The following is a 21,406-nucleotide window of genomic DNA, read 5'->3' on the forward strand; positions in this document are numbered from 1 at the left end:
TGATCGACTAAAACTTTCGTTTGAATAATAAACGAGCCCGCGCGACCATCGGTGCCTTCATTGCTTTGCTCCATTCAGAAGAAGGAAATCACCATGTCGCTCGCCGCTCCAACCACCCGCCGCCCCGTGCACACACACATCCTGGGCTTTCCGCGCATGGGGGCGCAGCGCGCGCTGAAATTCGCGCTCGAATCCTTCTGGCGCGGTGACAGCACCGAAGCCGATCTGCAGGCAACCGCCGCCCAGCTGCGCCAGCAACACTGGCAGGCGCAGGCCGATGCGGGCCTCGGCTTTGTGACCGTGGGCGACTTTGCGCTGTACGACCATGTAGCCAACCACATCCAGCTGCTGGGCTGCGATCCTGCGCGTTTTGGCTTTGACGCCCACGCGCCCGAACTGGCGCGCTACTTTGCGATGGCGCGGGGCGTGTCAGCCCAAGCCGAAAACCACCAAGGCTGCAGCACCGGGTGCACAGCCCAGCACCCCACCACCGGCCAACCAGCGCTGGAGATGACCAAGTGGTTCGACACCAACTACCACTACCTCGTGCCCGAGTTCAGCGCCCACACCCAGTTCCACTTGGCCAGCGAGCGCCTGTTTGCCGAAGTGGCCGAGGCCCAGGCGCTGGGCCATCGGGTCAAGGCCGTGCTGCTGGGTCCACTGAGCTTTTTGTGGCTGGGCAAATCCAAGACGGCCGGTTTTGACCGCTTCAGCCTGCTGGAGTCCCTGCTACCGGTGTACGAAACCGTGCTGGCTCGCCTGAAGGCGCAGGGCGTGGAATGGGTGCAGATCGACGAACCCATCCTGGGCCTGGACCTGCCCGATGCGTGGCGCCATGCCTTTGAGCCCAGCTACTGGCAACTCGCCCGCAGCGCGCCCAAGCTGCTACTGGCCACCTACTTCTCGCCCCTGGCCGAGAACCTGCGCCTGGCCTGCCAGCTGCCCGTGGCCGGCCTGCATGTGGACGCCGTGCGCGCCCCCGACGAGCTGGTGGGCGTGGCCGACTGGCTGCCCTCCCACAAGGTGCTGTCGGTGGGCATCGTGGACGGCCGCAACATCTGGCGCACCGACCTGGATGCGGCGCTGCAAAAGCTGCGGCCCGTGGCCGACAAGCACCAGGGCGAGTTGTGGCTGGCACCGTCGTGCTCTCTGCTGCATGTGCCGTTCAGCTTAGAGGCCGAAACGCAGCTGGACGCCGAAGTGAAATCCTGGCTGGCGTTTGCGGTGGAAAAACTCGATGAGCTGCGCGTGCTTGCCACCGCCTTGTCGCAAGGCGAAGCGGCGGTAGACGACGAACTGCACGCCGCCCGCACGGCCCTTGCCGCGCGCCGCGCCAGCCCGCGTGTGCACCGCGCCACCGTGGCGGCCCGCATTGCCGCGGCCGCGCCAGGGGCCGACCAGCGCGCCAGCGCCTTCCCCGCCCGGCAAAAGGCCCAGCGCGCGCGGCTCAAGCTGCCGCTGCTGCCCACCACCACCATCGGCTCGTTCCCGCAGACCGCCGAGATCCGCGCCGCACGCGCCACCTTCAAGCGCGGCGCACTCGATGCAGCCCACTACCAGCAAAAGATGGAAGCGGAAATTGCCCTGGCCGTGCGCAAGCAGGAAGCCTTGGGGCTGGACGTGCTGGTGCACGGCGAAGCCGAGCGCAACGACATGGTCGAATACTTTGGCGAACAGCTCGACGGGTTTGCCTTCACCGCCAACGGCTGGGTGCAGAGCTATGGCTCGCGCTGCGTGAAGCCGCCCATCATCTACGGCGACGTGGCCCGCCCCACGCCCATGACGGTGGCCTGGACCCAGTACGCGCAGAGCCTCACCGCCAAACCCATGAAAGGCATGCTCACTGGCCCCATCACCATCCTGCAATGGAGCTTTGTGCGCGACGACCAGCCCCGCGCCACCACGGCCGACCAGATCGCCTGGGCGATCCGCGACGAGGTGTGCGACCTGGAAGCCGCAGGCATCGCCATCATCCAGATCGACGAGCCCGCCATCCGCGAGGGCTTGCCGCTGCGCCGCGCGGGGTGGAAGAGCTATTTGGAGCGCGCCACCCGCGCCTTCCGCATCAGCGCCAGCGGCGTGCGCAACGATACGCAGATCCACACGCACATGTGCTACAGCGAGTTCAACGACATCCTGCCCGCCATCGCGGCCATGGATGCAGATGTGATCACGATTGAGACGAGCCGCTCGGACATGGAGCTGCTGCAGGGCTTTGGGGACTTCAAGTACCCCAACGAGATCGGCCCCGGCGTGTACGACATCCACTCGCCCCGTGTGCCCGGAGTGCAGGAGATGGCCGCACTGCTGGAAAAAGCCGCCGAGGTGGTGCCCGTGGAGCACCTGTGGGTGAACCCCGACTGCGGCCTCAAGACCCGGGGCTGGCCCGAGACAGAAGCCGCCCTGCGCCACATGGTGCAGGCCGCGCAGGAAGTGCGCGAGCGGTTGCTGGAAGAGGCGGCGCTGGCCTGACGGATCCCCGGTTCAGCCCGCAGTGCGCTTCATCTCGGCCAACTTGACCAGCACTTGCAGCGCGTGGTTCAGCGGCGTCGGCACTCCCAAGGCGGCGCCGCGCTTCACCACGTAGCCATTCAGGTGGTCGATCTCGGTGGGTTTGCCCCGCGCCAAGTCCTGCGCGGTGGACGAATACTGCCCGGGCATGGTGCTGGCAATGCCGCGCACCGCCGCCTGCACATCGCCCGGAATCGTCACTCCGTCGGCCGCAGCCACGGCCAGGCATTCGGCCACGATGTCGGCAATCACCTGCGTCACGCCGGGCACCTGCACCAGCGGGCCGTAGGGCTGCTGCGACAGGGCCGACAGCGCGTTGTAGGCGCTGTTGAGCACCAGCTTGGCCCAGAGTGCGCCGCGCAAGTTGTCTGACACCTGGGTGGGAATACCCGCCGCTGTGAGCTCGCGGGCCACCTCGTCGCTGCGCGGCGAAGGTGCAATCACCAGCTCGCCCCGGCCATGGTGCACCACGTGCCCGGGGCCGCCCATGGCGGTGGCCACGTACACCACGGCGGCGGCCACAGGGGTGCTGGCGTCCAGCACGGCGCGCACTCGTTCATCGTTGTCCACGCCGTTCTGCAAAGTCAGTACCAGCGTGCCGGGGGCCAAATGTGGACGGATCTGCTGCGCGGCGTCTTCCGTGTCGGACGACTTCACGCAGAACAGCACCACGTCCGCGCCATGCACTGCGCTGGCCTCGGTGCTGGCCGCCAGGGGCACTTGCACGTCCATTGCCGCCGTCTGCAGCCGCAGGCCGTTATCCCGTATCGCCAGCACATGGGCCGGTCGCCCGATCAGCGTGACGGCATGGCCCGCCCGGGCCAGCAAGGCGCCAAAGTAGCAGCCTACGGCGCCCGCGCCCATCACAGCAAAACGCAGCGGTGGGCTGGCGGAAGGGGCGGATGCGAGCAAGGAAGATTCGGTCATAGGGCAGTCTGCGGGCTGAATCAGCGGGTGAATGAAGGTTTGAGCGCGCATGGTATCGCCCTATACCCATGCACGCAGAGAGTGAGGCCGGCCAGGCACTTTGCTTTCAAGACCTGATTGGCGCAAAATGCGCCAATCAGGAGATCATCATGTCCGCCACTGCCTTTTCTTCCGTCAAGCTCCCCGCCCACCTGGTGGAGCAGGCCCGCCAGGCCGCGCAGCCCATGCGCCGCTCGGTGGCCAGCCAGATCGAATACTGGGCCACACTGGGCCAGATCGTGGAACACACGGGCCTGAGCGTGCAGGAGGCCCGCAGCGCCATCGAGCAGTACGAAGCCGCAGCGGCGCGCACCGCCGCCCTGGCGGCCCCCACGTCGGTGGACGCCCTCACCGCCCGCCTGCTGGCAGCCCAAACGCGCGGCACGCTGGCCCAGCGGGTGCGTGAGGTGGTGCTGGAGAACCAGGCCAAAGTCGCCACCCCTGTCGCCTCACACTGAATGGTGCCCCCCGCCCAGCAGCCCTTCTCACCGCCCCGCCACAACACGCCACCCCGCTGGTTCCACCTGCTGGCAGGCCCGAACGGCGCGGGCAAATCCACGCTGTACCGCGCCCTGGTGCGCGAAGGCATCCTGGGTCCGCCGCTGGAGTTTGTGAACGCCGACCTGTATGAACAGGCGCACCTGCAGCACATTGCTGACCCCGAAGCCCGGTCCGAAGCCGCCCGCCAATGGGCCGATGACCGCCGTGCCACCCTGCTGCGCGAAGGCACCGACTTCGCCAGCGAAACCGTGTTTTCGCACCCTTCCAAACTGGAACTCATCGAAGAAGCCCAGCGCTGCGGCTACACCGTGGCCCTGTACATCGTGGCGCTGGACGACCCAGCCCGGCTGCTGACCCGCGTGGCGCAGCGCGTGCGCGAAGGTGGGCACCCGGTGCCGCCCGAACGCATCCTGGCCCGCTACCCCCGCACCATGGACAACCTGGCCCAGGCCGTGCGGCAGGCGGATGTGTCCTATCTGTATGACGCTGCCGAGGCCACCGGCACCGGGCCGCAGCTGGTGGCCGTGTGCTCTCCCGCCCAAGTCACCCCCTTGGCCCAGCCGCTGCCCGCCTGGGCGCAGCGCCTGACCGGTCAATAGCCGATACGTCCACGCGCTGCACGGGCCTGGGCGGGCTGCCACTCTCATCTGCTGTACCGTCGGCTCAATGCCAAATTGGTGCCCTGCGCACGTCTGTATTCATCTATAGCTATCCCTTTGATAGCAACCATCACCCCGTAAAAACCCTGAGTACATCGCGGGTGTTATCTAATTGCCAAGACAATCATTGTCTAGTCAATTAAATTCACCGTCCATGACTTCCAACACCTCCTCGCCGTCGCAGCCCGGCCCTGGCTTTTACAGCCCCAACCAACTCCAGCCCGAAAACAGCGTGGGCTACCTGATGCGCAAGGTGATGACGTCCATCCGCACCCAGGCAGATGCGCAGCTGTCCACCCACGACCTGACCTACGCCCAGTGGCTGCCGCTGTTCAAGATCTCGCGCTGCCCCACCACCACCGTGGCCAGCCTGGCGCGGGACCTGGAGACCGACCCGGCCTCCATGACCCGCGCACTGGACCGCCTGGAGGCCAAGGGCCTGGTGGCGCGCGAGCGCTCCACCACCGACCGCCGCGTGGTGCAACTGGCACTCACCCCCGAGGGCGACAAAGTGGCTGCCCAGGTGCCCCCAGTGCTGGCCGACGTGCTCAACGGCCACCTCAGCGACTTCACCCATGACGAATGGCAACTGCTGCTGCGCCTGCTGCGCCGCATGCTGGCCAATGGCGAAGCGCTGCGCCAGCAGCGCGGCGCAGACGCCGACTGAACACACAGACAGCCCACACCGTTTTCCTCCACACAACACCCCAAAACCATTCTGGAGAACCCCGTGAACACCCCATCCTCCCTGCCCTCCACCCGCTCGGCCCTGGCGGCCCATTTCGCGGTATCGGCCCTGGCGCTGGCCGCAGCCATCCTGCTGGTCGGATGCGCCAGCCCCGGCACTGCCCACAAGCCGCTGGTGCAGACCACCCCGTCGGCCGTGGGCTTGAACGCCGCCGTTACCGACACCGCCGCCCCCAGCCAGTGGTGGAAAGCGCTGGGCGACGAGCAGCTCAACACCCTGATCGACCAAGCCCTGCAAGGCAACCCCAGCCTGGCCGTGAGCCGCGCGCGGCTGGAGCAGGCCGTTGCGCTGAGCCAGGTGCGCGAAGCCGCCAACGGCCCGCAGGCCACCCTGGGCGTGGACGCCACCCGCCAGCGCTACACCGCCAACGGGCTGGTGCCCGCCCCGGTGGCAGGCAACACCTACAACAGCGGCACCGTGCAGGCCACGCTGAGCTGGTCGCCCGACTTCTTTGGCCAGCACGCTGCCGAGCTGCAGGCCGCCCTGGGCCAGGCCCGCGCCGCCCAGGCCGATGCGGCAGCCGCCGCCAACACCCTGGCCGCCCAGGTGGGCCGCAGCTATGTGGCGCTGGCCCGGCTGGTGGCCCAGCACGACGTTGCCGTGCGGGCGCTGGCGCAGCGCGAAGAGCAACGCAAGCTCACCCAGGAGCGCACCTATGCAGGCCTGGACAGCCAGGTCGAGCTGACCCAGGCCCAGGCCGCTGTGCCCGATGCCCGCACCCAGATCGAGGCGCTGGATGAGCAAATCACCCTGGCCCGCCGCCAGCTGGCCGTGCTGACCGGCCAGGCGCCCGACGCACTGCCCACGGTCACGCCGCAACTCGCCGCACTGCAACCCACCGCCGTGCCCGAGGTGCTGGGCGCCGACCTCCTGGGCCGCCGCCCCGACGTGGTGGCCGCGCGCTGGCGCGTGGAGGCTGCGACGCAGGGTGTGAACAGCGCCCGCAGCGAGTTCTATCCCAACATCAACATCGGCGCGTTCATTGGCCTGAACTCGCTGGGGCTGGACCGCTTGTTCAACGGCAGCTCGCGCCAGATGGGTGTGACCCCCGCGCTGCGCCTGCCGATCTTTGACGGCGGCCGCCTGCGCGCCCAGCTGGGCGGCCGCGCTGCCGAGCTGGACGCGGCCATCGCCCAGTACAACGCCGCCGTGCTGGATGCGGTCAAGGAAGCGGGCGACGCCGTGGCCTCCATCCAGTCGCTTACCCGCCAGCAGGCCTTGCAGGACGAGGCCGTGGCCAGTGCTGAAAAAGCCTACCGCTTTGCACAAGAGCGCTACCGCGCGGGCCTGGGCAACTACCTGGTGGTGCTCTCCACCGAAAGCCAGGTGCTGGCCCAGCGCCGTCTGGCCGTGGACCTGCGTGCTCGCCAGCTCGACACACGCCTGGTGCTGATGAAGGCCCTGGGCGGCGGCTGGACAGATGACACAGCGGTATGAAACACCCCCTGAGCCGCTTCGCGTCTTCCCCCTCTCTCGCTTCGCGGGAGGGGAACGCACCCAGTGGCCTGGCAAAGCCAGTTCCACGGGTGCACTGGCCTCGGCCGCGCCCGTTGCGTAAGTAGCTGGCAAGGCCCGACCCGATCAAAAACACATAACAACACATTCCTGAAAGACCACCGCCATGACCGCCCACAGCGAACCCCTCACCGCCAACGAAGCCAACACCGCCCGCCGCCGGGGCCTCACCCTCATTGCCGCCGCCGTCGCGCTGGTGGCCATCGGCTGGGGCGGCTGGCACTGGGCCAATGGCCGCCATGTTGAGACCACCGACAACGCCTATGTGGCGGGCAACGTGGTACAGATCACGCCGCAGATCGGCGGCACCGTGGTGTCTATCGGCGCAGACGACACCGACTACGTGAAGGCTGGGCAACTACTGGTCAAGCTGGACCCTGCCGACGCCCGCGTGGCGCTGGAACAGGCCGAGGCCCAGCTCGCCCAGACCGTGCGCGAAGTGCGCACCCTGTATGCCAACAACGCCACGCTCAAGGCTCAGGTCAGCCTGCGCAGCGCCGACCTGGCCCGCGCCCAGGCCGATGCCGCCCGCATGCAGGACGACGTGAACCGCCGCGCCCCGCTGATGGCCAGCGGCGCCGTGGGCAAGGAAGAGTTCCAGCACGCCACTGCCCAGCTGGCCGCTGCCAAGAGCACCGTGGCCGCCGCCCAGTCGGCCGTGCTGGCCGCGCAAGAGCAGCTGGCAGCCAGCCAGACGCAGACCGAGGGCACCTCCATCGAGCAGCACCCCAACGTGGCGCGTGCCTCGGCCCGCGTGCGCGAGGCCTACCTGGCCGTGCAGCGTGCCCAGCTGGTCGCACCGCTGGACGGCCACGTGGCCAAGCGCGGCGTGCAGGTGGGCCAGCGTGTGCAGGCCGGCGCCCCGCTGATGACGCTGGTGCCGCTGAACGACCTGTGGGTGGACGCGAACTTCAAGGAAAGCCAGCTCAAGACCCTGCGCATCGGCCAGCCTGCCGAGCTGGAAGCCGACGTGTACGGCACCAAGGTCACCTACCACGGCACAGTGACGGGCCTGGGCGCAGGCACCGGCGCCGCCTTTGCGCTGCTGCCCGCGCAGAACGCCACCGGCAACTGGATCAAGGTGGTGCAGCGCGTGCCCGTGCGCATTGCGCTCGACCCCAAGGAAGTGGCCGAGCACCCGCTGCGCGTGGGCCTGTCGATGGAAGTCAAGGTGGACACTGCCGACCAGAGCGGCAAGACGCTGGCCGACACACAGCGCACCACGCCCGTGGCCGCCACCGCTGTGTTCGACGCGCAGTTCAAGGCCGCCGACGACGAAGTGGCCCACATCATTGCCGCCAACCTGGGCCGCAATGGCAAGGCCGCCGTGGCCGTGGCATCGCCCAAGGTGGGCAAGGCACCCGCGCAAAGCCAGCAGCAACACGCCTCGGCCCCGGTGGCCTCGGCAGTGCAGTCGCCTGTGGTGCAGTAAACGGGGTGGAAGCGCATGACCGCCGCCAACCCCACTGCAGACGCAGCCGATCAGGCGCCCGCCAAGGCGACGCCCGCAACTGCGCAACCACCGGCCCCCGCCGCCTACCCGCCGCTGCAAGGCACGGCCCTGCTGCTGGGCACGCTGTCCCTGTCGCTGGCCACGTTCATGAACGTGCTGGACTCGTCCATCGCCAACGTCTCCATCCCCGCCATTGCCGGTGACCTGGGTGTGAGCCCCGGCCAGGGCACCTGGGTCATCACCAGCTTTGGTGTGGCCAATGCCATCTCGGTGCCGCTCACCGGCTGGCTCACGCAGCGCTTTGGCGCGGTGCGCCTGTTCACAATGAGCGTGATGCTGTTTGTGCTGACCTCCTGGCTGTGCGGCTTTGCCTCGTCGCTGGAAATGCTGGTGTTCTTCCGCGTGCTGCAGGGCCTGGTGGCCGGGCCGATGATCCCGCTCAGCCAGACGCTGCTGCTCGCCAGCTACCCCAAGGCGCTGGCAGGCACGGCCCTGGCCCTGTGGGGCGTGACCACGCTGGTCGCACCCGTGGTGGGGCCGCTGCTGGGCGGGTGGATCACGGACAACATATCGTGGCCGTGGATCTTCTACATCAACGTGCCGGTGGGCCTGCTGGCCGGGCTGCTCACCTGGGGCATCTACCGCCAGCGCGAGACCCCCATCCGCAAGCTGCCCATCGACACGGTGGGCCTCAGCCTGCTGGTGCTGTGGGTGGGCGCGCTGCAGCTCATGCTCGACAAGGGCAAGGAGCTGGACTGGTTTGCCTCGGGCGAGATCATCACCATGGCCGTGGTCGCCGTGGTGGCGTTTGCGGTGTTCCTGGTGTGGGAGCTGACCGAGAAGCACCCGGTGGTGGACTTGAAGCTCTTCAAGGGCCGCAACTTCACCTTTGGTGCGCTGGCGCTGTCGGTGGCCTACGCCCTCTTCTTCGGCAACGTGGTGCTGCTGCCGCTGTGGCTGCAGCAGTGGATGGGCTACACCGCCACCTCGGCCGGCATGGCGCTGGCGCCGGTGGGCATTTTTGCCATTTTGCTCACACCGCTGGTGGGCAAGAAGGTGGGCCAGTGGGACCCGCGCCGCATGGCCACGGGTGCGTTCATCGTGTTCAGCACGGTGCTGTGGATGCGTTCGCAGTTCACGGTGCAGACGGACTTCATCCACATCCTGATCCCCACCCTGCTGCAGGGCGCGGCCATGGCGTTCTTCTTCATCCCGCTGACCACCCTGACCTTGGCGGGTATCGCGCCAGAGCGTATCCCGGCAGCTGCGGGCCTGAGCAACTTCGTGCGCATCACCGCTGGGGCCATGGGCACGTCGATCGCCACCACGCTGTGGGAGAGCCGCGCCGCCATGCACCACGCGCACCTGACCGAAGGGCTGGTGCAGGGCCAGGGCGTGTTTGCACAGACGCTGGACAACCTCACCGCGTCCGGCCTCACGCAGATGCAGGCGCTGGCGCAGATCAACCGGCTCATCGACCAGCAGGCGTTCACACGCGCGGCCAATGACATCTTCTTGGGCTCGGCCGGCTTGTTCCTGCTGTTGATCGGGCTGATCTGGCTGACCCGCCGCCCCGCCAGAACGGGGGGCGCAGGTGCTGCAGATGCCGCTGGAGCGCACTAATTTGATAAAAATTAGCTGCTAGCGCTTATCCATAAAGCGCTAGCAGCTATATTTTCAATAGCACTTTACTGTTTCCCATCAGCACGGCCTCAGCCCTCCATCCCACACGGCGTGTCGGAAAACCCTGACCACCGTGCGGGCGTGGCACCTGCGGGTAGCGCGCTGGATGCACCCAACAATGCATTCACCGCAACCCACAACAAGGAACCGCCATGTCACTCTCGCTGATTCTCCTGATCGTCCTGATCCTCATCCTGGTCGGCGCGCTGCCCACCTGGGGCCACAGCCGCTCATGGGGCTACGGACCCAGCGGCGGGATTGGCTTGGTGGTGCTGATCCTGGTGATCTTGCTGCTCATGGGTCGGATATAGACCTCTGACCGTACTGCGCACATGCCGCCAGCCCCTGAAAAGTGGGCAGCGGCCACCGCATAAATCACAACGGCCCTTCGTGGGCCGTTGTGCTTTTTTGTGAATGGAACCGCGTATCGCGCCCAGACGAAGCCGCCGCTTACGCCACCCCAGTCCGCTTGGCGCCCGTCGCGGCAAACGCGGTCGAAAACGCAGCAAACTCCTTGTCCGCCACACTGCCATCGGCATTGCCGTTGCGGTCCATCAGTTGCATCACGGCCTGCGAGAAGTCGCTGCCCGCCTGGGCGCCCTTGGTCTTGGCCAGGCCCTTCAAGAATTCATCCTGCGTGATGGAGCCATCCTTGTCCGCATCAAACCCCGCCGTCAGCTGCGCCTTTTGCGTATCGTCGGCACCAAAACGGGTTAGCAGTTCCTGAAAATCCTGTGTAAACACCGGGCGGCCCAACAATGCGGCCGACGCTGCATTGGCGGCCGCACCCGCGCTGCCGCGTGCCACCGCACCCAGGGTGTTCTCCAACTTGCCCTGCGACACCAGGATGCCCTTGCCTGCAAAGCCCGCCAGAGCCTCCGCCTGCGGGCTCAGGGTGAGCACGGCAGACGGCTCGGGTTCCACATCGGCCCCGCTGCGCCGCGACGCAGTCGACTTGCCAGGGCCACCGGCGGTAGCGTTGAAAATCAAGGAGGCGACCGAAGCCAGGCCAGAGATAAGGGGGGACATCGCTGTGAACTCCTGTGTGGCGAAAGCCCCGGTGCCTGTGTCAAAAGGACAGGCCACCACTTCGCCCAGTGAACGGAGGGTACGCGACCCCCATTGCTGCAATGCCCGGATGAAACTGGGTAAACCGCGTTACTTCAGCACGTAGCCAGCCAGCACCGACTGCACCTCATAGATGCTGAGCTTCTTGTTGAACCGCTTTTGAAACGGCGCTGCTGAGCCAGAGATCCAGATCTTGAGCTCTGCATCCAGATCGAACGTGCCACCGGTCTCGATGCTGAAGTGCGTGATGCTCTTGTACGGGAGGGAGTGGTATTCGACCTTGCTGCCCGTCATGCCCTGCTTGTCCACCAGCACCAACCGCTTGTTGGTAAACACAAAATAGTCGCGGATCAGCTGGTAGGCATGCTCCACCACCTCCCCCGGGGCCAGGATGCGGCTGAATTCCTCCTGAATCTTGGCAGCATCAACCTTGGATGCGTTACCCATCACGCCATCAAGCAATCCCATGTTTTGTGCTCCAGTGAAGTCGTTGGATCGCGTGTTGTACCTCAACGGCTATGAATAGCCAGGCCCAAAGGCCACAAACGCCCCCACCAGCTGGCCCGCAGGCTGCCCCTGGTAGTGCAGCGCGGAAGCCTGCGCGATCCGCCCTAGCCCCTTGCGCTGCAGCATGCGGGTGAACGGCTGCCAGGTCTCTGGCGCAGGAGCCTGGGCCACGGCGGTGAAGGTGCCGTCGATGGGTGCCAGATAGTCCATGGTGTTGCGCTGAATCACCAGGCGGCTGCCCAGCCCCTCGGCCGACAGCCGCAGGTGCAACATCGACCACGCAGCCAGGATGGCCACGGCCGACGCGCTACCGCCAAACACCGTCTCGCGGTGGTTGATGTTGGGAGCCAGCGGCGCGCTCAGCACCACCTGGTGCGGCGATGCCTCGACCACGGTGACTTCCATGGCCTGGGACAAGGGGATGTGCTGGTGCAGATAGGACTGAAGTTCGAGAGGGTTCACGGCTTGGCGTCAGAGGGTCAGAGGGTGACGAGATGGAGACGAAACAGGACGCTCACGGAAACTGCCCGGCCCCCGCGACCACAACTCCGTCAGAGGGCTCTGGCAGCGTGTCGATCAACGTGGCGCCGCCCAGAGCGGTGATGCGAACCTGCAGCGGGCCTGTGGCGATCGCGCTGGGGTGGACGAAGTAGTTGTAGTCGGTCCGCGCCACGGCAATCCAGTCTGCGCTGCCGCTGGGCTTGATCTCCAGCCCGGTGATGGGCAAGCGGTGGTTGCGCACCTGGATGGCCACCCACCAGCGGCTGCTGCCCTCCTTGTAGCGGTAGCTCACCGGGCCCGTGACATCACCCGGCACCACATGCCAGCGGATGGGAACACGGCCTGCGACGGGGTCGGCAATGCGGGCGAATGCGGACTCGCTCAGGTCCAGGTCGCCCGTCTTGCACTCGGGGCACTGGTCGGTGATGCGCACGGTGATGGACCCCTTGGGCCCGGTCACCGCCACGAACTGGCCGCAGACGGCACTGCCCGCGTAGTCAGGGCCGTTCATCGCCGCCACCATGAGGTTGTCGGGGCTCGCGTCGAAAGTGCAGTTGCCCTCGCCCGTGGCGCCGTAGAACGTGCCTTCGCCGGTGTAGGTGGGCGACAGCGCACCGGGCATGGACGGTGCAGGGGATGCCCCCGGTGCGGGCGCCGGGGCCGGTGCCGGAGATGGCGCATCGGCACCTGCGGTGGGTCCGTCGGCCGAGCCGCCGCCACCGCAGGCAGCCAGGGAGACCAGCAAAAGCAGTGCGGTGAGCCGGACCCAGCGGGTTGGATGGGCCTGAGAATTTTGGGGAGTCATCGTCGTCATCCTGTGGTGAGGGCAGTGTGTTGATGGGCACCAGCCGTTCCATCCGTTTTTTGCGGGGGAGTATCGCGGTGCACGATGTGCAGAACGCCTGCGGGCTCCTGCTTCAAAAAGTCGCCAAGGAATGCCCGCAGAAAAGCAGGCCGAATATCCAAGCCGGCCAGCTCGGCAGCAGAAAACCAAGCAAACACCAGCCTGCGAGCGCCCTCCACGCCGTCATAGGGGCCATCAGTCGCTGCCAACGGGCTGCCGGGCAGAGGGCTGGCGCGCAGATACAGCCCGATCTCGTGGTACGACACGCCCCCATAGGCAAAAAAATTCTCAGCCACCACGGCCAGGGAGCCCACGGCGATGCACGTGCCCCTGTCCGCGCCCAGCTCTTCTTGCAGCTCGCGCGCCAGGGCATCGCACGCGCTCTCGCCAGGCTCGATCGCGCCGCCGGGCAGAGCCCAGAAGCTGTCGCCGTCCAGCTGGTGCAGCAACACCCGTCCGCCGTGGGTGACGAGGGCTGCTGCGCGGTGGCGCACACACCAGGGTGGAGTGGATGGAGGCAGGCTTGGGTCAGGCATGGGAAATCAGCGTGGGGCGAAGGACAGCAGCGAGGCGATCCTATCCACTTGCGCCCGCTGGTCCACTCCCGCCGGCGATCAGCTTGAAAGCAATCGCAACAAGGCATGCCACGGTGCGTGGCGCTTCATGTTGCGCGTGCCCAGGGCACCACCACCCGGATGCAGGTGCCGCCGTGCTCGCCCTGGAGCACCTGCAAATCTCCACCCGCCAGCGTTGCCCTGTGCGCCATCCCTGCCATTCCTTTGCCAGTGGCCACCGTGCTTTGCGGCCCCGGCGGCTCCATACCCCGGCCGTTGTCGCGGATTTCCATGCACCAGGCCCCGGTGTCCGGGAGGTTCCTCGCGCGCACCTCGATCTCGGTGCCCTGCGCATGTTGCAGCGCATTGCTCAAGGCCTCCTGAACAATGGCTACGAGATGGGTCGTGCTCTCCGGGAGCGGAAAATCTGCACATGGGGGCGTTTCAACATCCCACAGCATGCGGATGCCGCGCTGCGCCAGCACAGGACAGATGCGGTATCTCAGCTGCGCCAGGCGATCCGCCAGCGGTGCGTCCGCACTGTCCATGGAATCCACGATCAACCGCAGGTCGAGCAGGCACTTCTCCAGCGCCGCATGAAGCGCGGGCTCGCGGAGCTTCGAAGATTCCAGCAAGACCAGGGCGCAGACCAGTTGGGCGCCCAGGTTGTCATGCAGATCCCTGGCGATTCGCCGCCGCTCGGCGAGGACCTCCGTACTGGGCCGCGGGCTGAGCCGGGGGCGCCACTGCAGGGCCCTGGGCAGTTGCACCAGCAGCATTGCACCAAGCCCCATGGTCGCGCCCACCACAGCCAGCTCCCACCACCGCTGCATTGACGAACTTACGGACCCGATCCAGTGAAATGCCACGGCAATCAAAGCCATCTGTAGTAGCCAGATACCAATGCAGACGACGGCAAACCATGGTGGGCGGGTGCGAAACATAAGGGCATCTGCCTTTCCGGGACCTGCACATGTACAGCGGCTCCCCCCCAATGAACGCTCGCTAAAACAGTCCCCGCAGCGAGGCAAAACGCACCGCTTGCGCGCGCGTGCGCACCTGCAGCTTGCGGTAAATGTTGCGCAGATGGGTGTTGACTGTCATGCCGCTGATCAGCAGGCGCGAGCCCACTTCGGCGCTGGTGTAGCCGCTAGCCACCATGCGCAGGATTTCTTTTTCGCGCTCAGACAGGCGCTCTGCCTCGTCGGGTTGTCGCCGCTTGGTCTCGGCGCCGTGGATGCGGTCAAAACGCTGCAGCAGCCTGCGGGCCAGGTTCGGCGTGATGGATGCGCCACCGTTGGCCACCTGCAGCACCGCCATCGAATAGTTGCGAAACCACGAGTTCTTGGCCACGTAGCCTGCAGCTCCCAGTTCGAATGCGCGCATGACCTGCTCGTCGTTTTCCATGACCGAAATGACCACGGCCTGCGCAGAAGGCCGCGCCGACTTGAGGAGCCCCAGCAAATCAAAGGCATCGCCATCGCCGAGATTGAGGTCCACCAGCAGCACATCAAAATCATGCTGCTTGATCGCTCTGCGCCCTTCCCGCACGCTGCCGGCCTGCGCAACGAGCAGGGTGCGGGGATCTGCCATCAGCTCCTGGGCGATGACAAGGCGGATATGCGGGTCGTCGTCCACCAGAAGCACCCGCACCGGGCTGGCCTTTTGCCCCGTGAGAAAGGCAGGCCACACAGAAGGCGGGCTGTCAAAAGTGTCGAATTGCCCGGATGACCACTGCGGCGCTGGCATTGCATCTGCAAAGGGTAAGCAGGCCAACGCCGGCACGGGCGGGTTCGGAGAGTTGTCAGGCTGCCAGTTGCTCATCACTAGAAACTCCTGCGGACTTGGTCCATTGCGACTCAATGACGGTTTTCGCTGCTGTATCTCTGTACGAGGCTCCAAAGCCGACGCGGCTTTCAATTCCATTTTTTCCGCGCGCCACCCCAAGGGGCTGCGGCACATCAAGATGCGGCAAAAAAAGATTGAAATCTATAACTAATTGTGAACTTCACAAACTTCACAAATGGTTACTACCTGAAATTCAGCGCTCGTTCCCAGCTTTTTCCTATTCACAGCAGTGCGCACCTTTGACCATGGCAGAGGAAGCAAAGTGAACGCAAGAAGCGGGTCGCTCCATCGATTGAGGTAGCCCGCCCAGCGTATTTGCGGCCGACACATCCAGGAACACACTGAAACCAGACAGCGCCACACGGCCATCGCCCCCTTCCGGGCACTGACCAGACAGCCTGTCCAGCCCTGCATCGCAGATTCGCTGCGGTTGCAGCACGTGTCGAAGTTCATCCTTGAAGGATCTGTCATGAAAACCCTTGCTTTCATTGCACTCAGCGCCGTTGCCTCTGCCGCCCTGGCCACCGGTCCCGTAGCTTCCAGCCCGGAAATCACCATCACCGGGAACTCCACCCAGTCTGTGTCCCTGACTTCGGTGTCGGTGAACAACAACTCGACAGGCGCAAAGAGTGAAGCGTTCCAGAACCTCGCTTCCAACACAGGCAACGTCACCATCAGCGGCAACTCGGTCCAGACCGTGACCGGTTTCGGCGGAAGTCTGACCAACACCGCCAGCGGCAGCGAAGCCTATGCCAGCCAGAACCTCTCCTCCAACGTTGGCGAGGTCACCATCGGCGGCAATTCCAACCAGTTCACCGCCATGATCAATTCGTCGGTCAATAACCTGTCCAGCGGCAGCAACAGCAAGGCCGTGCAGAACATTGCCTCGAACAATGCCTGCTTCACCTGCCAGCCCACCAAGACAGTTGGCTGGCCCCACTGAGAGCGCCGCCACTGCGGCACACAACGGCCGATGGCGGCCTGGGTCCGGGCCGCGCGCAGCTGCCCGGACGTGTTTGCCAAGGAGCGCACTGGCATGGCTGCATTGGCAGCCCGGGTGCGGTCCTTTCCCCTTTCCAGGAGGTGTTCCATGAGCACACGATTTTTTGCACACTGGGCGACATGGGCAGCCGCCTTCGCAGCCGTGCTTTTTGCGGTCCCGGCGTGGGCCCAGGCCCCCGGCGAAGACCCGGTCGTCCTCACCAAAAAGCTCACCATCCAGATGCAGCCCACAGGGGCGGCAGCGGCATCCACAGGCCTGGACAACGCCAGCACTATGCCGTCGTGGCTGCGCGCTCGCATTGCACGCTATGAGGCCAAGGCTTTCTCCGACGACCCGGGCGGCGTTCTGACCAACAACGACGTCGTCACCACCGCCAACGCGCAAGGCATGCAAAAGACCTGCGTTCAGGAGGTGGGCAGCAACACCGTATCGGGCGCCGCAACGGGCACAGGTAAATACGGCCCAAACCAAGCCCCCCAGGTGGTGGTGCTGCGGGGCGATCTCGTCAACATCTGCAAGTAACCCGTTCTGCCCTGCAGTTCCTGCAGCGAGGAGAGACAACATGCCGCCCATCGCACTCGGCCAAGCCCGTGCCGACAAGCACACTCAAGCAGGTCCCCATCACGCAACGCTGTGGGCGGTGCTGCTGGCGCTGGTGCTTGGCGGCTGCGCCACCCCCCGGGACCCGCGCAAGGACCAGGAGTTTCAAAGCCTGGCCTCCATCACCGACCGGCCCGTGGTGCGCCCTACCCGCTCCATCTCCAGCTTTTCCGATTCGCTGATGTGCATGGACCATCTGCTGCGCGACGCACAGCTGCCGACCACGCTCATCACCAGCAAACAGATCCCCGACTACTCCACCCGCGTGACCGTGGCCACCAAGGACATGGTGATCACCGCGCTGTCGCAGATGTCGCGCCTGAGCAATGCGTTCCGCTTCGTCGACTACGAGGTGGACATTGCGCGCCAGGACACGGTGCAGAACCTCACGACGATCCTGCTCAACAACAACCAGATGCAGTTGCAGCGGCCCGCGCTGTACCTATCGGGATCGATCTCGTACGTGGACCAGAACGTCATCAACAACCGGTTCGATACGGGGCTTTCCGGACCGCGGATCGACCTGGGCTACAGCCAGAGCCGCAACGCAACCATCATCGGGCTGGAGATGCACCTGGGCGACTTTCGCACCCGTACGCTGATCCCCGGGCTCGACTCGGCCAACGAAGTCATCATCGGCAACGGCGGCCAAGGCGTTGATCTGGCCGGGCGTATCGGCACCTACGGAGTCCAGTTCAATGTGGGGCGCGACTACACCCAGGGATCGGGCGGCGCCGTGCGGACCCTGGTGGATCTGGCCACCATCGAGCTCGTCGGCAAATGGGCCCGCGTGCCTTACTGGCAGTGCCTGACGCTGGAGCAAAACCACCCCGATTTCCAGCGGCAGCTGCGTGACTGGTTTGACGAGGGCTCGCCTGCAGTGCGCACGCAGCTGGTGGCGCGCTCGCTCGCCAGCCAGGGGTATCTGGCGCCCAGCGCTACACCGCTGCCCGACAACAGCCCTCTATTGCGCAGGGCGCTGGCGCGCTTTCAGGCCGACAACGGCATGGTGGTGACAGGGGTGGTGGACTTCCCCACCTACGAACGCGCGTTGCGCAACTTTGTGGGACTTTCGGCCCAGGGCACGCTGGCCCGCATTGGCTGGGCCAGCACCCATGCTGAGCCCTTGGCACAGGCCGCCGAAGGGCAGGCAGGGCCAGATGCTTTGGACGATGTGGTGACAAGCACGCAAAGTGCGGTGAAGTATGGCGCCACACCGCCCGAGCGCACCATCAACCTGCAGATCGAGAATGTGCTGCTGGAGCGCACAGCCTTCGAAGTGGGCGAGCAGATCTTCCTGTCCGCCACGGTGTCACGGGCCTCCTATCTGCAGTGCTATCTGGCTGACGCGACCGGAACCGTCATACGCCTGCTGCCCAACCAGGCACACCCTACAGGATGGGTGTCTGCCAACCAGGCAATCCGCATCCCCGACTGGATGAGCCCCAACCCCGGTTTCATCATGGATGCGGCCAGCCCCGGCACCGAAGGTGTCGCCTGCTTTGCCACCGACGAAGACAGCACGCCCAGGCTGCCGGAGGCGCTGCGCGGCCCGCCGCTCAAACCCCTCAAGAACTACCCGACACTGGAGCGACTGAACGAAGCCTTTGCGGCGGCCTGGGGCGCCGGGGGATACACGGGCAACGCGGTGTACTGGAACGTGGTGCCCCGCAGGGTGGTACCGCCCGCCCCCGCACAACCCGCTGTGCGCAAGTAAGGCCCGGCCCGCAAAGCCAGGCCATCCAGCACCGCGCAAGCCAGCCATGACCACCCTGCCCCTCACCCGCCGCCGCTTCAACTGCAGCCATGCGGCCCATGCACTGGCAGCGGTCGGCACCGCCTTTCTGGGCCTGGCCTTGCCGGCGCTGGGGTCCGTGCATGCACTGCCCTCACCTGCCGAGGCCCCCATCGAACGTTCCTCCCTGCATGCAGCATCGCCACGCGCACCGGGGCCTGACCATCCTGACCGGGAGAAAAAGTTGCAGACACTTCGCCGCACAGCGCAAGGCGATGGGGCGGCCATGCGCAAACAGCGCCCCTCCGCAGTCCGTGTGACCTCCGACATGACCCCTGCCGATGCGGCCTGGTTGCTGGGCTTGCTGGCGCTGCATGGCCTGGCCATGCCGGCAGACCCGCCACAAGCCCAACATTGGTTCGAGCGCGCGCAAATGCTGGGCCACCCACTGGCACCTGCCGGCCTGGCGTGGTGCCAGCTCAGCGGCTGTGTTGCAGCGCCCAACCCGGTCGCGGCCATGCACTGGATCGCTCTGGTGCGCCGTACAGAGCCTGGCTTGGCCAAGTACCTGCAATGGCATGCCGCCAAGGCACTGGCCCCCCTGGACGAGCCCAGTGTCGCAGCACCGGCGCGGGACGCAGGCGCGTTGGCCCCGCCCCCATCGAGCCCCACCCTGCTGAAGCTGCTGACCGAGGCCAGCCGCGCGGGCAATGCGCAGGCCAGAAACGAACTCGGGTTGGAATACCTGGCGGCAGGCGACTTCGAAAAAGCGCTGGCCCAGTTCCAGTCGGCGTCCACACGGTCTGAAGCCGCGGCAGCGAACGCCAGCCTGCTGACCAGCCGCATCCAAAGCGGACCCGCCGGGGGCGCACGGTCCGCACGCTACAGCGCAGCAGACTGGTACATCGAAGCCCGGAGGTATCACCAGGGCGATGGCGTTCCCGCCAACTACACCGAAGCCGTGCGCCTGTACCAGATCGCTGCCAGCAGCGGCGATCCCCAGGCGCGCCGGATGCTGGCGCTGATCTTCTCCCGCCCGGCGCCCGACGGCACCGTGGACGTCACCTGGATGCAGCAACTGGCCGCCATCGACATGGGTCCAGGCGGCGGCCTGCCCGCAGGCACTGCCCGGGCCGTGGCGCCCCAGGGCTGGCAGCGGGACCCCAGCCCTTTGTATGAATGGGTTCCAGCAGAGTGGAGAACCTCCGCCACAGCAACCCGGCGCTGATCGGCCCCGGCGCCAGCGGGATGAACACGGCTTTGTTGGGCAAAAAATGAATGAAAACAGGCCCTGGCGCTTTTAGATAAAGCGCGAAACGCTATTATTTATATAGCAAATTCAAACAACTGGTGGCAACAAGAGCCCCTGCTGCGCTGCCACGGCTTCGCGCAAGAACGCCCACGTGGCCTGCATGCGTGCAACGTGTTTGTTCTCTGCAGGCATCGACATCCAGAACGTTCGCTGAAACCGCGCCAGCCCAGGCAGCACCGGGATCAGCGACGGGTCCTGCGCCGCCACGAACGCAGGCAGCACCGCAAGCCCAGCGCCGGCACGCGCCGCCTCGTACTGCGCCAGGATGCTGGTGCTGCGCAGCACAAAATGCGCCGGGCGGTGCAGCTCGTCCAGGATCTGCAGTTCCTTGCTGAACAGCAGGTCATCCACGTAGCTGATGAAGGTGTGGCCGCGCAAATCATCGGCCGTATGGGTGGGCGCATGACCCGCCAAGTAGTTGCGCGCACCGTACAGCTGCAGCACATAGTCAGTGAGCTTGACCACCAGCACCGCCCCGCGCGCCGGGCGCTCCAGCGAGATCACGATGTCCGCCTCGCGCCGGGACAGGTGCACCAGCCGGGGCAGCGCCAGCAGGTCCACCACCAGGCCCGGGTGGCCCAGCGCAAAGCGGGCCAGTTGGGGCGCCAGGATCAAATTGCCAAAACCTTCGGTGGTGCCAATGCGCACCAGGCCGTGCAGGCCCTGGCGCACACCCGGGGCCGCGCTCTCGACCGCAAGGAAGGCCGTCTCCATCGCCTCCACCTTGGGCATCAGCTGCCGACCGGCCTCGGTCAGCCGGTGGCCGCCTGCTTCACGGGCAAACAGGGCCGAGCCGACCTGCTTTTCCAGCGCCTGCAACCGGCGCGACACGGTGGTGTGCTCCACCCCAAGGCGGCGGGCGGCGCCTGCCAGCGTGCCAGCGCGCGCCAGCTCCAGAAAATAGCGGAAATGGTCCCAATCCATGGCCCGATTGTGGCGCTCCGCGCAGAGATGGAGGAAGAACACCCGGCCCAGCGCCGCCGAAATCAGCCCGGCCGGGCCCACCAAGACCCACTGGATAGGTACGTCATGTCGCCACGTATCGTTTGATACATGTCATTTAACAATTTACACAGTATGCTTTCTATTGCACACTCCGCCCGCGCTGAAACCTGCACACAGAACAGGGCAGCGCACCGCAACCAGAGCCAAACGGGTCTACACACCCGCCATGGCGGCCAGCAACAGTTCAGCGCAAGGGAGAAAAGATGAACGCATTCGCGCAGCCTCCGGGGCTCTCTGCCGGCATGCCCATGCCGTGCAACGGGTCCCACCGGCTCCCGCGCCTGTCAGGGCGTTCACCTTCGCGGCCACGGGCCATTTGTCACCCCTCCCATCTTTTCGCACCACGGGGCCTGTGCTGCCCTGCTTTGCCCACCCGCATCCTTAGCCCTCAAC

21 protein-coding genes are annotated in these 21,406 nt (G+C 66.0%); 12 read left to right on the forward strand and 9 right to left on the reverse strand.

The features are described 5' to 3' along the window. Positions 1–93 precede the first annotated feature (93 nt). Entirely contained in the window at positions 94–2,472 is a 2,379-nt protein-coding gene (gene metE, locus ACT89O_RS13725; RefSeq protein WP_487260333.1) for a 5-methyltetrahydropteroyltriglutamate--homocysteine S-methyltransferase, read from the forward strand. A gap of 12 nt (positions 2,473–2,484) precedes the next feature. Here metE and ACT89O_RS13730 read toward each other — a convergent pair whose 3' ends face one another. After that, positions 2,485–3,438 (reverse strand): ketopantoate reductase family protein, encoded by a 954-nt coding sequence (locus tag ACT89O_RS13730; protein WP_487260334.1) that lies wholly within the window; start codon positions 3,436–3,438, stop codon positions 2,485–2,487. 149 nt (positions 3,439–3,587) lie between these two features. Between ACT89O_RS13730 and ACT89O_RS13735 the strand changes: the two genes are divergently transcribed. The 7 genes from ACT89O_RS13735 (at position 3,588) to ACT89O_RS13765 (ending at position 10,347) form a co-directional block, all read left to right on the forward strand. After that, the gene (locus ACT89O_RS13735; RefSeq protein ID WP_487260335.1) at positions 3,588–3,935 is read left to right on the forward strand and encodes a TA system antitoxin ParD family protein; all 348 of its coding nucleotides are present in this window, start codon (positions 3,588–3,590) and stop codon (positions 3,933–3,935) included. After that, complete coding sequence (locus ACT89O_RS13740) at positions 3,936–4,577, forward strand: ATPase (RefSeq protein ID WP_487260336.1); 642 nt, start codon at positions 3,936–3,938, stop codon at positions 4,575–4,577. It abuts the gene before it with no gap. 214 nt (positions 4,578–4,791) lie between these two features. Then, positions 4,792–5,304 (forward strand): MarR family winged helix-turn-helix transcriptional regulator, encoded by a 513-nt coding sequence (locus ACT89O_RS13745; protein WP_462386957.1) that lies wholly within the window; start codon positions 4,792–4,794, stop codon positions 5,302–5,304. 63 nt (positions 5,305–5,367) lie between these two features. Continuing rightward, positions 5,368–6,822 (forward strand): efflux transporter outer membrane subunit, encoded by a 1,455-nt coding sequence (locus ACT89O_RS13750; RefSeq protein WP_487260337.1) that lies wholly within the window; start codon positions 5,368–5,370, stop codon positions 6,820–6,822. A gap of 184 nt (positions 6,823–7,006) precedes the next feature. Then, the gene (locus ACT89O_RS13755) at positions 7,007–8,332 is read left to right on the forward strand and encodes an EmrA/EmrK family multidrug efflux transporter periplasmic adaptor subunit (RefSeq protein WP_487260338.1); all 1,326 of its coding nucleotides are present in this window, start codon (positions 7,007–7,009) and stop codon (positions 8,330–8,332) included. Between the two features lie 15 nt (positions 8,333–8,347). Next, the gene (locus ACT89O_RS13760; protein WP_487260339.1) at positions 8,348–9,976 is read left to right on the forward strand and encodes a DHA2 family efflux MFS transporter permease subunit; all 1,629 of its coding nucleotides are present in this window, start codon (positions 8,348–8,350) and stop codon (positions 9,974–9,976) included. A 212-nt stretch (positions 9,977–10,188) separates the two neighbouring features. After that, positions 10,189–10,347, forward strand: coding sequence for a DUF3309 family protein (locus tag ACT89O_RS13765; protein ID WP_007856361.1), 159 nt, complete (start codon positions 10,189–10,191; stop codon positions 10,345–10,347). A gap of 139 nt (positions 10,348–10,486) precedes the next feature. Here ACT89O_RS13765 and ACT89O_RS13770 read toward each other — a convergent pair whose 3' ends face one another. The 7 genes from ACT89O_RS13770 to ACT89O_RS13800 all read right to left on the reverse strand — a co-directional run bounded on the left by ACT89O_RS13770 (position 10,487) and on the right by ACT89O_RS13800 (position 15,259). Then, positions 10,487–11,065 carry an EF-hand domain-containing protein gene (locus tag ACT89O_RS13770; protein WP_487260340.1) on the reverse strand — a complete coding sequence of 193 codons (579 nt, stop codon included), beginning with the start codon at positions 11,063–11,065 and terminating at the stop codon, positions 10,487–10,489. A 129-nt stretch (positions 11,066–11,194) separates the two neighbouring features. Next, positions 11,195–11,572: a PH domain-containing protein gene (locus tag ACT89O_RS13775; protein ID WP_487260341.1), complete on the reverse strand. Its 378-nt coding sequence runs from the start codon at positions 11,570–11,572 to the stop codon at positions 11,195–11,197. 48 nt (positions 11,573–11,620) lie between these two features. Then, positions 11,621–12,073: a YiiD C-terminal domain-containing protein gene (locus tag ACT89O_RS13780; RefSeq protein WP_436129205.1), complete on the reverse strand. Its 453-nt coding sequence runs from the start codon at positions 12,071–12,073 to the stop codon at positions 11,621–11,623. Positions 12,074–12,125: 52 nt separating this feature from the next. Beyond that, positions 12,126–12,917, reverse strand: a complete 792-nt coding sequence (locus ACT89O_RS13785; protein ID WP_436129204.1) for an expansin EXLX1 family cellulose-binding protein — start codon at positions 12,915–12,917, stop codon at positions 12,126–12,128. A gap of 5 nt (positions 12,918–12,922) precedes the next feature. After that, entirely contained in the window at positions 12,923–13,492 is a 570-nt protein-coding gene (locus tag ACT89O_RS13790; RefSeq protein ID WP_121506264.1) for an NUDIX hydrolase, read from the reverse strand. Positions 13,493–13,617: 125 nt separating this feature from the next. After that, positions 13,618–14,454: a sensor histidine kinase gene (locus tag ACT89O_RS13795; RefSeq protein WP_487260342.1), complete on the reverse strand. Its 837-nt coding sequence runs from the start codon at positions 14,452–14,454 to the stop codon at positions 13,618–13,620. 61 nt (positions 14,455–14,515) lie between these two features. Next, entirely contained in the window at positions 14,516–15,259 is a 744-nt protein-coding gene (locus tag ACT89O_RS13800) for a LuxR C-terminal-related transcriptional regulator (protein WP_121422759.1), read from the reverse strand. A 568-nt stretch (positions 15,260–15,827) separates the two neighbouring features. On the opposite strand from ACT89O_RS13800, the gene ACT89O_RS13805 reads away from it, so the two are divergent. The 4 genes from ACT89O_RS13805 (at position 15,828) to ACT89O_RS13820 (ending at position 19,924) form a co-directional block, all read left to right on the forward strand. Next, complete coding sequence (locus tag ACT89O_RS13805; RefSeq protein ID WP_431149364.1) at positions 15,828–16,301, forward strand: hypothetical protein; 474 nt, start codon at positions 15,828–15,830, stop codon at positions 16,299–16,301. Between the two features lie 147 nt (positions 16,302–16,448). Beyond that, on the forward strand, positions 16,449–16,883 hold the full coding sequence (locus ACT89O_RS13810) for a hypothetical protein (protein WP_436129202.1): 435 nt from the start codon (positions 16,449–16,451) through the stop codon (positions 16,881–16,883). A gap of 40 nt (positions 16,884–16,923) precedes the next feature. Then, on the forward strand, positions 16,924–18,678 hold the full coding sequence (locus ACT89O_RS13815) for a DUF4384 domain-containing protein (protein WP_487260343.1): 1,755 nt from the start codon (positions 16,924–16,926) through the stop codon (positions 18,676–18,678). A 46-nt stretch (positions 18,679–18,724) separates the two neighbouring features. Continuing rightward, entirely contained in the window at positions 18,725–19,924 is a 1,200-nt protein-coding gene (locus ACT89O_RS13820) for an SEL1-like repeat protein (RefSeq protein WP_487260344.1), read from the forward strand. A gap of 111 nt (positions 19,925–20,035) precedes the next feature. Here the strand turns inward: ACT89O_RS13820 and ACT89O_RS13825 are convergent, their stop codons facing one another. Then, entirely contained in the window at positions 20,036–20,932 is an 897-nt protein-coding gene (locus ACT89O_RS13825) for a LysR family transcriptional regulator (protein ID WP_487260345.1), read from the reverse strand. Positions 20,933–21,406: the final 474 nt, after the last annotated feature.

Source organism: Acidovorax sp. NN32 (assembly GCF_057597245.1).